Here is a 13295-nt window from a genome sequence, read left to right as displayed (position 1 = left end):
GATCATGAAGATTAAGGTTGATCCGGTCATATTCGCACCTCAAGTGGCTTTCCTCTACCGCTGGTGGGTGCGTTCCATACGCTTTGATGTCAGCGGATATGAGAACATCATTGAGCCGCATAAGCAGGGCAAGCCGGTAATGCTGGCCTTGTGGCATAATGAGCTTTTCAGCCTGATCGGACTCGGTTTTTTGAAAAAACTGCCGTTGGTAACCATGGCCAGCGACAGTAAGGACGGACAGATCATTACCGATGTGCTGGAACGTATCGGTTATGAAGTTGCCCGTGGCTCATCCACCCGAGGAGGCCTCAAGGCCATGCTCGGAGTGGCTCGGGTTATGCGCAAGCAAGGTAAAATCGGGGCTATTACAATGGATGGTCCCAAAGGGCCGCGTCATGAGGTGAAGCCCGGTATTCTGGCTATTGCGCAGAAGACTGGGGCAGCTATTATTCCCATGCGGGCCTATCCTGCAAATCCGGTTGTTTTTCATAAATCATGGGACCGCTTTGAGTTGCCCAAACCTTTTATGCCGTGCAGAATTATGCTGGGTGAGCCTTTTACGGTTACGGGACAAAAGCTTGATGATCAGGTTCTCGCAGCAGAAGCTCGACGTCTGGAAGAAGTCATGGCAAGCATGAAACCTGATTAAATCGTGTTTATCCAATAAAGATAGGAATGCGCCCTGATCCATAATGGCTCAGGGCGCATTCCTATATGCAGGTTTGGAAAACTAAATCCCGGCAGCGTAACTTAAACGTTCGATGAGCTTTTCAAGCTCCTGTGCCGTTCTGGCGAGGGAGGTAATTGATTTTGCAGAATTCTGCATATCCACCTTTGTATCTCCGGCCAGCATTTTCAAGTCTTCCACATTTTTATGAATCTGGTCATGGGCTTCAGACTGCTGGTCCGTAGCCTGGGCAATTCTTTCTATTTCCGTAGCCGTATCAAGCGACATTCCGGAAATTTCCTGAAAAGCCTGTACAGACCTGCCGACAAGTCCGCTGGCGTGCTCAACAGCCTCAACTGTCTGGTCCGTATTTTCAATATTTGCCTGAGCCGAAGCCTGAATACTTTTAATTGCGAGTTCAACTTCCTTAGTTGATTGCATTGTTTTTTCTGCCAGTTTGCGGACTTCATCCGCAACCACAGCGAACCCGCGTCCAGCTTCACCCGCACGGGCCGCTTCAATGGCAGCATTAAGTGCCAGCAGGTTGGTCTGGTCGGCAATATCGTTAATTACACCGATGATTCCGCCAATGGATTGGCTATGGTCACCAAGCTGGTGCATGTTCTCCTTCACTGTGTCGGAAAGTGATTGCAACTGGTCAATGGCAACGCTGGTTTCAGTCATGGTCTGCATACCTTCTTCCGCGCGTACCCTAGTGGATTTGGCCTGCATGGCTGCATTTTCAGCATTGGTAACGGAATTCAACAACGTCTGGTTCATCTCGGTGATTGCCTGGGATGAATACTCAATACGGTCAAATTGCTTTTCAGTGTTAGAACTGACCTGATCAACCTGCTCCTCAATTTCAGCTGCCCCTTTGGTCAGGTATTGGGATATGGATTGCGCTTTTTCAGTGATTTCCACCATGACTTTATGCTGTTCTTTAATCTGTTTTTCTTTGGATTTCATGTCGCTTAAGTCAACGATAACAGCGAATCCGCCTATTAGTTCATTATCAAGGTCGTATAGCGGGGCAGCATCAATACGAACATCCCTGTAATTGTTCTTTTTGGTTTTCCAGCAACGTTCAACATTCAAAATCGGCTGTTTTTCATTCAGGCAACGGGTAAGAATACCTTTTTCTCCGGGGGGAGCCTGCAAAAGTTCTTTTACCGGGCGGCCGACCCATTTATCACATGATTCACCGCTTTCCAGCAATTCACAAAGGGGCTGGTTAAGGTAGGAGATCTTCGCGTCTGTATCAGATATGAGACAGGGGACTGTCATTCCGTCCAACATCCCCTGTGAAAAACCGAGTTTGTTTTTCAATTCCCCGACCATGATCTGGATTCCGTCGGCCAGATTTTTTATTTCGCTTTTGAATTTGCCTTCAAGGGTAGCTTTAAAATCACCAGCGGCAATGGAACTGACAAAAAACTCAATACGTTCGAGTGGGCCGAGAATTGATTTGCGCAGGAATATAAAAGTGACCAATACGACGATAAGCGCAGTTATCCCGGAGATGATCAGAGCAAAATTTCTTAATCTGGTAACAGCTTGGAATGCCTCGTCTTTGTGTATTTCCGCAATCAGAGCCCAGTTGGATTTTCCAATTTCAATAGGAGTGTATGCTACGAGATATTCATCTCCGTCTGCTGCGGTCATCAAAGCTGTATTGCTTTGGCCTTGAAGCGCTAGTTTGACTTCCTTGGATTCAACCTTTCCCTTATCAGGATTATTGAAAGAATTATTAACGGTCCGGTACCGGGGATCAAGTTCAGAATCCGAGCGCATCAGCAGGTCCGGTCCCACAAGGTAGGACTCCCCGGTCTGCCCCATGCCTGAACGCTGAGTCATAATGGAATTGATTTCTTTCAGCGGTATACGCAGTGCCACAACGCCCTGAATATCCCCGGCATGTGAATGGACCGGAGCGCATATAAATGCCACCGGTATTCCGCCCATAGGGGCATATGGCTCGAAATCAGCAAAAACTGTTTCACCTTTGACTGCTTTCGCAAAAGCCCGGCCAAGGTTAGTGTTTTTGTATTTCCCCTTTTTTATGTCAGCACCTAGGTCTTTTTCTTTTTTTACAGAATAGAGCACCCGACCGTAATCATTTATAAGCAGGGCATCATCGTACCCGAGTGTTTTTACAAAGGGGATAAATGGAGCTGACGCATACTGATGAATTTCTTTATATTCATCGGAAGTTACATCCATGGGTTTGCCCGGAACGGCGTACTCCATTGCATATTCACCTGCCATACCTACGGTATTGTAAACTTCTTTTACGTTGGAATAGAGTTCAACTTCTTGAAACCATTTGTTTACCAGATCTTGAAGGTTTTTCTTTTTTGAATCACGCACTGATTCCAGTTGACCGAAGGCTTGATCAGATAAAGCCTTTGACGCCATACTGACACTTAACGCGCCTATTAGAATTAAAGGTATGAGACCTATTGCAACACAAAAAGTGATTAATTTTAATTTCAAGGACATAGCGTTCCTCCTCAGGTTTGCTGATGGCAACTTATGTGTTGCGGGTGATGATTACTATGTCCTGAAGGTTACGGTTGTGTGAAATGTGTTGTTATTTCGCAATGATATCTATATGTTGTTGATTTTAATGAAAATTTATTTGACATTCCCATGAAATTATAAATGAAATTGTCTTGATTATATTTTAGAATAATAATTTTAACTCAATCGCGATTGACACTCATTCTCAATTTAAATAACGTGCCATCTTATTCCAGGTTAAATCAACTGTTCAAATAGATGGTATTGTATGCGAAAGATAATAGATTTTTTTACCAAAAAAGATACTTGCAATAATTGCGTTGCAAGCATGACCGTACATCAATTTGCTGAATCTTTAGGGAACGCGATTGATGCCAAAGATCACTATACATGTTCACACTCGGAGGAAGTCGCCGTAATAGCTCAGGCTCTGGGCATGCAATTGGGGCTGCAAAATCGTGAATGTGAACTGTTGCATATTGCAGGGCATCTGCATGATATCGGCAAAATAGGTCTGCCGGATTCTATTCTTAAAAAGAAAGGCAAACTTACTGCTGAAGAATATGAAATTGTAAAACAGCATCCGTCCATAGGAGCTGAAATTGTTAAGCCTGTAGCGACAGTAGCAGGATTGGATCGGATTACGGGCATAATACTGCATCACCATGAGAGATATGACGGGGCCGGATATCCGCATGGTCTAAAGGGGGAACAAATTCCTTTCGGAGCACGGGTCATCGCTGTTGCAGATACTTTATCAGCCATGGCCAGCAACCGCACCTACCGTAATGCAATTGAATACAGTAAAATTGTCACAGAAATAAAAAGATGCTCAGGTTCACAGTTCGATCCCTTGATAGTTAATGAATTTTTAAAAATTTCAGACCGAATTGAAGCTTATTTTGCAGAGGGAATGGCATTGGATGAAAATCCTTTCGGCATGGATAAAGCATATACTCATGTACATACAGCGGCAGTTCATCAATGAGGTTGCTGCTTGTGGCTGTTCATTCTTTTCTCAAGGTTCCTTACGGCTATTGAGCAGGGGAAGGTGAGGAGAAAGTACAGGCCAATGATAATGGTCCATATTTCGAAGGTTCTGTAGGTGGCGGACATCAACTCCTGTCCGGCAAAGGTCAGCTCCTGAATGGAGATTACCGAGACAATGGAAGAATCTTTAATTGTGGAGATGAATTGTCCGGCCAGTGAAGGAAGTGAGCTTGAAAAAGCCTGTGGCAGAATAATGTGTATCAGCTGTCTTGGCCTGCTGAAGCCCAGTGCTGCAGAAGCTTCCCACTGTTCTTTATCTACGGATTCAATGCCGGCGCGGACTATTTCGGTGATATACGCTCCTTCAAAAAGAGCCATGGTCAGCACACCTGAAAAAAAAGCAGGGAGTTGTTCCACCGGACCGAACAGAGTTGCTAAAACAGGTGATGTTTTATCATTCAGAGAATAAGAAAGTTCGGTTATTCCAGTAGCCTGCATGATCTGATCACCGAGAAAGAAATAAAAGATAAAGATCAGTACAAGCGGAGGGACATTTCGTACTAGTCCTACGTAACTGCTGGAAATCATACGCAGCAGAGGCCGTGGGCTTACCCTCCAAATACCCATAATCGTTCCATTCAGCAAAGCCAGCAGGATGGACCACAGGGAAAGGCGAAGCGTTACCAGCAACCCCAGAGTCAGCATACCTGCCCGCCAGTTTCCGGAATCAGTATCAAAACGGGCAATATAGCCGGGAACTACCGACCAATCCCAATTGTAGTTAAGTCCGTAGGCCAGATGGCGTAAAAATAAAATAGTTCCTCCCATGATACATGCCAGCAGCAGGATATCACGGGAGGATATTTTTTTAGGTGAATCAAACATTTAAAAGATTATTCCACCTGAGATTTCCAATCTTCGGTTTTGAACCAATAATTGTAGCGGGCTTCAAGCCAGCCTTCGGAATTGCAGACCCTGATCCAGTTGTTCAGGTAGTTGAGAAAGTCGGGATCTCCTTTGCGGACAGCGAAGCCGATCGGTTCTCTGGTAAAATCAGACTGCAGGGGCAGATAAAGCTTGCCGGGATATTTTTTGACCAGATTTTCGGGCAGGGGGTTAGAAGCTACAAGACATGCCGCTTTGCCGTTGAGAAGTTCCTGAATTGAAGCTGCCTCATCGTTAAATTTAAGCAGATTTGCCTTGGACAGAAAGTTTTTGGCTGCCTTCTCAGCTGTAGTGCCGAGGCGAACGGAAACCTTGGTTTCAGCATTGTTGAATGCTTTAAGTGAGGATTTCTCCGGGGCGACTGACTTGTTGGCAACAATTGACATACCGCTGAATTCGTAAGGATCGGAAAAATTAACCTTAAGGTTACGTTTGGGGGTGATACCCATACCGCCTATGATAATATCAAATTTACCTGTCAGCAGGGCAGGGATGATACCGTCCCATTTGGTGGGGATGAAACGAATTTTTACACCCATGTCTGAGGCAAGGCGTTTAGCCACGTCAATTTCAAAACCGATAAATTCGCCATTCTTGCCTTTCATGGCCCACGGCTTGAAAGTGGAAAAACCAACCCGCAGTGTTTCGCGTTTCAGGACGGCTTCAAGAGTACTATCCTGTGAAAGATTCTGTCTGGCGTCTCCAGCCCAGACAGCGGATGAGAGGCCCATGATCAGGAGCACAGTAGTGATGCCTACGCTGACGGTTTTCCATAAGGTCATTTTTTCCTCCGGAATGTTATGTGGTGATTACCATGCGCTTTTGAATTTACGGGCCGCATTATCCAGCGTCCATGAAAGCAAAAGCGTAATTGATAAATATATGGCTGCAACGGTAAACCATATTTCAAAAGTTAAAAAAGTTTCGGAAATTATGGATTGGCCCTGCATGGTCAGGTCGTAAATAGCAACGGTGCTGACCAGTGCGGAATCTTTAACCAGAGCTATGGCCTGTCCTGCAAGGGGAGGAGCTATGCGCGGCACAGCCTGCGGCAGGATGACATTGTAATAAGCAAATCGTTTATCTCCCCCCAGACTGAATGCCGCCTCCCATTGTCCGCGGTCAATAGAAGTTATCCCTGCCCGAAATATTTCGGAAGCATAGGCTCCCTCAAACATACTCAGCGCGATGACCGATGCCCAGAAGCCGTCAATACCGATTATGGGAGCGATTACAAAATATATAAAAAAAAGCTGAATAAGCAACGGGGTATTACGAATTATCTCAAGATATATGCGGGCAAGGCTTCTGGCTGTAAAAGAACTGGAAAGACGCATGATAGCCGTACCCAGTCCTATGGCGAAGGTTAATATGAAACTCAGGCCGGTAATCTTGAGCGTTACCCAGAGCCCTTGCAACAGTGGACCGGGGATGAACTGGCCGTCATTAATGGAAAAAATAAATCCGGGTACCCTGAACCACTGCCAATTATAACCAAGTGTTTCGGTCCCTTTGTAAAGAAAGTAGCAGAAACAGGATACAAGCAAATAGAAGAGCAGGAAATCAATAAGGAATATTTTATTATCAGCCTTTAACCGCTGGCCGTCAGATTCAAACATACTACCTGAATACTATGAAATTAAATACAAATCTAGAACGTTGTTGAATTGGAAAGGTCAATGACAATTTGGATGAATTACTGGTAATTTTTTACTGCAGGCACAAAAAAAATCCCTCTCAACCCGAAAGGATCAAGAGGGATTTTAATTGCAATGGGAACTCTTGCTACATCATTCCAGACACTTTATCCATCAAACGGACAAGCTGGTTTGTGAAGCTGGCTTCGTTATCGTACCAGATGATGAGCTTAAGCATTTTGCCGTCCATGACTTCGGTGCAAGGACCGTCAACAACACCGCCGTGGGTGTCGCCGAGATAGTCGGTGGAGACAAGGGGCTTTTCAGTGTAGCCCATATGTTCGTTAGCAGCCTTGGCAAGTACTGCGTTGACTTCTTCCTTGGTGGTGCTGCGGCCAAGGTCGCAGGTAAGGTCCACAAGGGAGACATTGGGTGTGGGAACACGGATGGACATGCCGTCCAGTTTGCCTTTCAGTTCCGGGATAACCATGGTTACAGCCTTGGCTGCTCCGGTAGTGGTGGGAACCATGTTTACCGCGCAGGCTCTTGCCCGGCGGATATCCTTATGGGAACCGTCCAGAACCCTCTGGCTCATGGTGTAGGCGTGGACAGTAGTCATCAGTCCGCGTTCAAGGCCGAATTCATCGTTGATGACTTTAGCTACGGGAGCAAGACAGTTTGTGGTGCAGGATGCGCCGGAAATGATATTGTGTTCCGGTTTGAGGTCACCGTCGTTTACACCCATTACGATTGTAGCATCGGAATCAATGCCGGGGGAACTGATTACAACTTTTTTAGCGCCGCAGGCCATATGCTTTTCGCAGCTGGCGCGGTCGCGGAATTTACCTGTGGTTTCAACAACCATGTCACAACCGAGATCTTTCCAAATCCACTCACCGGGAGCGCATCTGGTAACCTTGATCTGTTTGCCGTTGATGGTGAAGCCGTCATCATTAGCTTCAACATCGGCATGGAAGGTTCCATGTACGGAATCGTGTTTGAACAGAAGAGCGAGGTCTTCATTTGATGCACGGGCGTTAATGGCTACGAGATCGAATTCTTTACTGTCGTGAATCAGGCGGACGAGGTAGCGCCCGATTCTGCCAAACCCATTAATACCAACTTTTACAGCCATTGCTTGTTTTCTCCTTATTCTGTCTCCTGTTCCCTGAAATTACGGACTAGTTTCCTAGCGTGTCCGGAAAATAATCAGGAAAAGTGGCGGCAGATCACCCAGCAGCCGCTATTTTCCCTGTTTGCGGCGGTGATTCGGCCCGGAGACATGCTTCCCTTTGGCATCTATATAAGATGCGGGGCCCTGGTTTAGTTTAATACAGGCCGTTTATTCCCTGGAAACGACCTGTAAAAATTATGCTTTATTGGAGCAGCCCAGCACATTGATAATTTTGTGGCGGACCATTTCCTTAACAGCCTTGCGGGCTTCACCGAGATAACCTCTGGGGTCGAAGGCAGAGGGGTTTTCCTTCATGAACTTACGGATAACTGCAGTCATGGCCAGACGTATATCGGTGTCGATATTGATTTTGCAGACCGCTTTTGAAGCAGCCTTGCGCAGCAGTTCTTCGGGAACGCCCTTAGCTCCGCCGATTTCACCGCCATACTCATTTGCCATGGCTACGAACTCGGGAACTACGCTGGATGCACCGTGCAGTACGATGGGGTAATCGGGCATCATAGAGCCGATTTTATCAAGGCGTTCAAAATCGAGCTTTGCTTCCCCGGTGAATTTGTAAGCACCGTGGCTGGTACCGATTGCGATGGCAAGAGAATCACAACCAGTGCGTTCTACGAATTCTACTGCTTCATCAGGATCGGTGTAGATGGTTTTTTCGGAAACAACATGTTCTTCAACGCCTGCGAGACGTCCCAGTTCTGCTTCTACCCAGACACCTTTACTGTGGGCGTATTCTACTACTTTTTTGGTCTCAGCGATATTTTCTTCAAAAGGAAGATGTGAACCGTCAATCATTACGGAGGTAAATCCGCCGTCGATTACTTCTTTGCAGATTTCAAAGTTTGCGCCGTGATCGAGATGCAACACGACCGGAAGATCGCTTTCCAGCAGGGCGGCTTCCATCAGTTTGGTAATGTAGCCCAGTCCTGCGTATTTTTTAGCACCGGCGGAAACCTGAAGGATAAGGGGAGCGTTCTCCTCGCTGCCCGCTTCCATGATTCCCTGAATGATTTCCATGTTGTTCACGTTGAACGCGCCAATGGCATAGCCGCCGGCATAGGCTCCCTCGAACATTTCCTTGGGCGAAACTAGTGGCATGTAATCCTCCTTAGTGGATAACTATACTTAAATGATGTCGCGGCATTCTTCCTGAAATTGCTTACAGCAGACAATGAATTTTTATCTCCCGTACTTCCCTTATCCAGTTCTTGTTGCCGCAAATTGGTTCCAAATATACTTTATATATCCTATCTTGAAACAAAATGTCCACATCCTCTTGCAAAAGGACATGGACTATATACCAAAACTTTGCTCCAGAGTTGCAATTGCCTCCCGATCGGTGAAATCAAAATGCAATGGAGTCATGGTGATATGGCCTTTGCTCAGCAGGTCGCGATCAGTTCCGGGACTGATTTTTTCCTTGGGCATAACCCCGTCCAGCCAGTAATATTTATGTCCGCGCGGATCTTCACGCGTTTCATACCAGTCCTGCCATGAAACACGGGTGTGGCGGCATATTTTCAACGCACCGGCATCCTTGACCGGTACAGCCGGAAAATTAAGGTTGATCACGGTTTTGTCGTCAAGATCGCTCCAGGGGATTTTTTTGAGAAGCTCAGCACAGTAGGCCCCCTGATCAGTCAGTTCTTCCGGCTTGAAGCTGTCATAGGATACAGCCATCGCCGGGTAGCCCATGAGCGCACCCTCTGTTGCTGCAGAGACAGTTCCAGAGTATAAAATATCCACACCCACATTGGCGCCGCTGTTGATGCCCGAAACCACAATGTCCGGTTTGGTTTGCAGCAGTGTGGTCAGTCCCAGCTTGACGCAATCCACCGGAGTACCGTAAACCCCCAGCCCGGTAAAGCCGTCCTCTTCAAATCTCTTGACACGAAGGGGCGAGGAGAGCGATACGGCGTGTCCTACTGCGGACTGTTCCGCGACAGGGGCAACAACCTGAACATTCATCCCGGCTTTTTTTAGTCCGTGATATAGGGCCCGCAGTCCGATAGCCTGAATCCCGTCATCATTGGTAAGAAGGATATTCATCAGCTTTCTCCGGTGACATTACAAAAATAATTGGACAGCCAACCCGTGGGTTGACTATGAATACAAATTACGGGCAGTTATATTAATAGCCCTTGGCAAGACAAAAAACACATCGCCTGTTGGCGAGGTATCAAAGCAATTCAGGAATAGCAAGAAGTGTCGCAAAAATATACATATATTAAAGATCTTATAAACGGAGAGAGAGTAAAAGATATATTCCTCATCGGTGATGCCCAATTACGTGAGTCAAGGAACGGTCCCTTCTGGAACCTGCGTCTTCAGGATAATTCCGGAACTGTGGAAGCCAAGATATGGAGTCCGTTAAGTCAAAATTTCCGGCAACTTGAGGCGGGGATGTTCGTAGCCGCCGGAGGATTGGTCGGTTCATTCAGAGATAAGCCTCAGCTTACAGTCGAAATGCTTGACGTGCTGGATCCTGATCTTTGCGGTTTGGACATTACTGATTTTCTTCCCTCGAGTGCAGAAAAACCGGAAGACATGATGCAGGAGTTGGATTACCTTATAGCTGAGCATATGGTCCATATCCCATGGAAAAAATTTTGCCGCAGGGTTTTAAAAGATGAAACCGTCAGCGGAAGGCTGCTCGTAGCAACAGGTGCAAAGGCTGTTCACCATGCTTATGTTGGGGGGCTGCTGGAGCATACTCTGGCTGTAGCCAAGTTGTGCATGTCCATTTGTGACAACTATCCGGAAGTTGACCGGCAGGTGGTACTGGCTGCGGCTATTTTTCATGATCTCGGCAAGGCGTGGGAACTTTCCGGGGGACTTACTAATGATTACACCGATGAAGGGCGTTTGCTGGGCCATATTCACATCGGGGTGGAAATCCTCGAGCCTTTTCTGCAAAAAACAAAAGACCTTGATCCAAAGTTAAAGCTTCACTTGAAGCATCTCATTCTTTCCCATCACGGGGAATATGAATTCGGTGCCCCTAAACGGCCTAAGACCCCGGAAGCGTTTATTCTGCATTTTGCCGACAATATTGACGCAAAAATGAATACAATTTTTGCTGAATTAGGTAAATTGGAAGGCTCGGAAAGCAACTGGACTCCGTATCAGCGGTTTCTGGACAGATATTTATATAAGGCGGAAAAATCACCTGATAACCCGTCAAGCAAGTGTGAACTCAAAAAATCGGAGGCTCAATGTTCATTACCTTTGAAGGGATAGAAGGTACCGGAAAAACTACCCAGATAAAAAAACTGACTGCTTTTCTCCAAGAGTCCGGGCATGAAGTGGATGTAACGCTTGAGCCGGGAGGAAGCCGTATCGGCAGAGAGTTACGGAAAATACTCCTTAATATGGATAGCACCGACATAACAGGTGAATGTGAACTTTTTCTTTATCTGGCTGATCGCGCCCAGCATGTAGGGCAGGTGATCAAGCCCGCTGTGGAAGCAGGTAAAATTATCATTTCCGACCGCTTTGCCGATTCTACTATAGTTTATCAGGGGTATGGCCGGGGTCTTGATCCCAAACTTTTGCGAGAACTCAATGATGTTGCTGTCTCGGGCAACTGGCCTGACTTGACCGTTCTGCTTGATCTTGATCCTGAAATAGGCCTGAAACGGGCTATGACCCGCAATCTGCAGGAAAACAAGATGCAGGAAGAAGGGCGGTTTGAGGCGGAATCTCTCGAGTTCCATAATCGCGTTCGTGAAGGATACCTGACCTGGGCGGCTCTAAATAATGAACGAATCGTTGTTGTAGATGCTGATCAGACTCCTGAAGATATTTTTGCTGAAATCAAGGTAAAAGTGCTGGAGCGTCTGGAGCGAATTCGTACTAAATAACACTTAAAAAAAAATATTGTTCCTTGAAACGCAGCCCTAACAGGCTGCGTTTTTTTTGCGATATTTTGCGTGTTACTTTTAACATAAATAGTGCGAACTTTGGCCATGCTATCAAGATGATAAGCTTCGGTTTATTTTGATTACACTTAAATTATACATCGAACTAAAAGAATATGATTTTTAAAAACGTAATACTTGGTGCTAATTTTATCTATAATTCTGAAAAACAAGCATCTAAAACAATAATCTTCTATTTTGGGTTGACGCAGTGATAGTTAAATGATTTAAGAGTAATTAGAATTTTCAATACATTAGCACATATATGAAAGACATAATCAGAGTCTTGTTGTCTGAAATATGTGTTGGTGGATAACAAAATTAGTACGCATTGCGGTTTTGAGACGAATATGTTTTCGGCTCGGATTGGAGGCTGCAATGCTGGGTGGTAACCCCACTTATCTTTAATTAGAGGATGGAGGTTTTTATGAAATTCTCTGTGGGACTCGGAAAAGATGGAGCGGAAAAACGCCTGGAGCAGAATGGCGTCTCCCGCCGCGATTTCATGAAGTTCTGCGCAACAACTGCCGCTGTTATGGGAATGGGACCCGCTTTTGCGCCGACTGTAGCGGAAGCCCTGACCATGAAAAAGCGTCCTTCTGTTGTTTATCTGCATGCAGCTGAATGTACCGGTTGTTCAGAAGCTGTTCTTCGTACTGTTTCTCCGTATATTGATGCCCTTATTCTCGACACAATTTCCCTCGACTACCATGAAACCATCATGGCTGCCGCAGGTCATGCAGCAGAAGAAGCACTGCATCAGGCAGTTCATTCTCCCGAAGGCTATATCTGTGTAGTTGAAGGCGCTATTCCTACCATTGAAGGTGGTGCCTGGGGTAAAGTCGGTGGTAAGACCATGCTTGAAATCGTGCAGGAAATAGTTCCTCACGCAAAAGCAACTATCTGTATCGGCACCTGCGCCTGTTACGGCGGAGTTCAGGCTGCTGCACCCAACCCGTCCAAGTCTAAAGGTGTTTCCGAAGCACTTGGCGGCGTAACTACCGTAAACCTGCCCGGCTGCCCGACCAACCCGTTCAACTTTGTCGGTACCGTTGTTCATTACCTGACCAAAGGTATCCCCGAGCTTGATGATGTCGGTCGCCCGACTCTTTTCTACGGTGAGTCTGTGCATGACAACTGTCCGAGACTCAAGCATTTTGATAATGATGAATTTGCACCTTCCTTCTCCTCCGAAGAAGCTAAAAAAGGCTACTGCCTGTACGAGCTGGGATGTAAGGGACCGGACACCTACAACAACTGTCCGAAAGTCAAGTTTAATCAGACCAACTGGCCTGTAGAGGCCGGCCACCCCTGTATCGGTTGCAGTGAGCCCGATTTCTGGGATGAAATGAGCCCGTTCTACGAGCAGAGTTAGTGCTCTCAACAATTTGAAGTTATTAAACTAACTTTCAATTCTT

At 46.3% G+C, this 13295-nt stretch carries 12 protein-coding genes; 5 read left to right on the top strand and 7 right to left on the bottom strand.

Annotated features, from left to right (window positions below):
- The first annotated feature begins 4 nt into the window (after positions 1-4).
- Positions 5-649 (top strand): lysophospholipid acyltransferase family protein, encoded by a 645-nt coding sequence (locus tag ACKU41_RS02135; RefSeq protein WP_321403808.1) that lies wholly within the window; start codon positions 5-7, stop codon positions 647-649.
- 81 nt (positions 650-730) lie between these two features.
- On the opposite strand, the gene ACKU41_RS02130 is transcribed toward ACKU41_RS02135, so the two are convergent.
- Complete coding sequence (locus tag ACKU41_RS02130; RefSeq protein WP_321403806.1) at positions 731-3085, bottom strand: methyl-accepting chemotaxis protein; 2355 nt, start codon at positions 3083-3085, stop codon at positions 731-733.
- Between the two features lie 373 nt (positions 3086-3458).
- Between ACKU41_RS02130 and ACKU41_RS02125 the strand changes: the two genes are divergently transcribed.
- A complete protein-coding gene (locus ACKU41_RS02125) occupies positions 3459-4178 on the top strand; it encodes an HD-GYP domain-containing protein (protein WP_321403804.1) in 720 nt (239 codons plus the stop codon).
- Here the strand turns inward: ACKU41_RS02125 and ACKU41_RS02120 are convergent.
- The 6 genes from ACKU41_RS02120 to surE form a co-directional block, all read right to left on the bottom strand.
- Complete coding sequence (locus ACKU41_RS02120) at positions 4172-5065, bottom strand: amino acid ABC transporter permease (protein ID WP_319781294.1); 894 nt, start codon at positions 5063-5065, stop codon at positions 4172-4174. The two genes, ACKU41_RS02125 and ACKU41_RS02120, sit on opposite strands and share 7 nt — an antisense overlap.
- A gap of 8 nt (positions 5066-5073) precedes the next feature.
- On the bottom strand, positions 5074-5907 hold the full coding sequence (locus tag ACKU41_RS02115) for a transporter substrate-binding domain-containing protein (RefSeq protein WP_319781295.1): 834 nt from the start codon (positions 5905-5907) through the stop codon (positions 5074-5076).
- A 27-nt stretch (positions 5908-5934) separates the two neighbouring features.
- Positions 5935-6744 carry an amino acid ABC transporter permease gene (locus ACKU41_RS02110; RefSeq protein ID WP_321403801.1) on the bottom strand — a complete coding sequence of 270 codons (810 nt, stop codon included), beginning with the start codon at positions 6742-6744 and terminating at the stop codon, positions 5935-5937.
- A gap of 166 nt (positions 6745-6910) precedes the next feature.
- Positions 6911-7897: a type I glyceraldehyde-3-phosphate dehydrogenase gene (gene gap / locus ACKU41_RS02105; protein WP_319781297.1), complete on the bottom strand. Its 987-nt coding sequence runs from the start codon at positions 7895-7897 to the stop codon at positions 6911-6913.
- Between the two features lie 234 nt (positions 7898-8131).
- Positions 8132-9055, bottom strand: a complete 924-nt coding sequence (fba, locus tag ACKU41_RS02100; protein ID WP_321403797.1) for a class II fructose-1,6-bisphosphate aldolase — start codon at positions 9053-9055, stop codon at positions 8132-8134.
- Positions 9056-9250: 195 nt separating this feature from the next.
- On the bottom strand, positions 9251-10006 hold the full coding sequence (gene surE / locus ACKU41_RS02095) for a 5'/3'-nucleotidase SurE (RefSeq protein ID WP_321403795.1): 756 nt from the start codon (positions 10004-10006) through the stop codon (positions 9251-9253).
- 156 nt (positions 10007-10162) lie between these two features.
- Between surE and ACKU41_RS02090 the strand changes: the two genes are divergently transcribed.
- From ACKU41_RS02090 to ACKU41_RS02080, 3 genes are all read left to right on the top strand, one after another.
- Positions 10163-11197 (top strand): HD domain-containing protein, encoded by a 1035-nt coding sequence (locus tag ACKU41_RS02090; RefSeq protein WP_321403792.1) that lies wholly within the window; start codon positions 10163-10165, stop codon positions 11195-11197.
- On the top strand, positions 11173-11820 hold the full coding sequence (tmk, locus tag ACKU41_RS02085; protein WP_321403790.1) for a dTMP kinase: 648 nt from the start codon (positions 11173-11175) through the stop codon (positions 11818-11820). The genes ACKU41_RS02090 and tmk overlap by 25 nt, the downstream gene beginning before the upstream one ends.
- Positions 11821-12304: 484 nt before the next feature.
- Positions 12305-13252, top strand: coding sequence for a hydrogenase small subunit (locus tag ACKU41_RS02080; protein ID WP_321403788.1), 948 nt, complete (start codon positions 12305-12307; stop codon positions 13250-13252).
- The last annotated feature ends 43 nt before the right edge of the window (positions 13253-13295 follow it).

This window comes from Maridesulfovibrio sp. (genome assembly GCF_963678865.1).
Classification (GTDB): domain Bacteria; phylum Desulfobacterota; class Desulfovibrionia; order Desulfovibrionales; family Desulfovibrionaceae; genus Maridesulfovibrio.
The sequence above is the reverse complement of the archived record's forward strand: the minus strand, read 5'-3'. Positions and strand labels throughout refer to the sequence as shown.

What these genes read in the sequence shown, in the direction of transcription:
- ACKU41_RS02130 (WP_321403806.1), bottom strand. Translation starts at nt 3,085, where the DNA reads ATGGCGTCAAAGGCTTTATCTGATCAAGCCTTCGGTCAACTGGAATCA.
- fba (WP_321403797.1), bottom strand. Translation starts at nt 9,055, where the DNA reads ATGCCACTAGTTTCGCCCAAGGAAATGTTCGAGGGAGCCTATGCCGGC.
- surE (WP_321403795.1), bottom strand. Translation starts at nt 10,006, where the DNA reads ATGAATATCCTTCTTACCAATGATGACGGGATTCAGGCTATCGGACTG.
- ACKU41_RS02110 (WP_321403801.1), bottom strand. Translation starts at nt 6,744, where the DNA reads ATGTTTGAATCTGACGGCCAGCGGTTAAAGGCTGATAATAAAATATTC.
- ACKU41_RS02135 (WP_321403808.1), top strand. Translation starts at nt 5, where the DNA reads ATGAAGATTAAGGTTGATCCGGTCATATTCGCACCTCAAGTGGCTTTC.
- ACKU41_RS02115 (WP_319781295.1), bottom strand. Translation starts at nt 5,907, where the DNA reads ATGACCTTATGGAAAACCGTCAGCGTAGGCATCACTACTGTGCTCCTG.
- ACKU41_RS02120 (WP_319781294.1), bottom strand. Translation starts at nt 5,065, where the DNA reads ATGTTTGATTCACCTAAAAAAATATCCTCCCGTGATATCCTGCTGCTG.
- tmk (WP_321403790.1), top strand. Translation starts at nt 11,173, where the DNA reads ATGTTCATTACCTTTGAAGGGATAGAAGGTACCGGAAAAACTACCCAG.
- gap (WP_319781297.1), bottom strand. Translation starts at nt 7,897, where the DNA reads ATGGCTGTAAAAGTTGGTATTAATGGGTTTGGCAGAATCGGGCGCTAC.
- ACKU41_RS02125 (WP_321403804.1), top strand. Translation starts at nt 3,459, where the DNA reads ATGCGAAAGATAATAGATTTTTTTACCAAAAAAGATACTTGCAATAAT.
- ACKU41_RS02080 (WP_321403788.1), top strand. Translation starts at nt 12,305, where the DNA reads ATGAAATTCTCTGTGGGACTCGGAAAAGATGGAGCGGAAAAACGCCTG.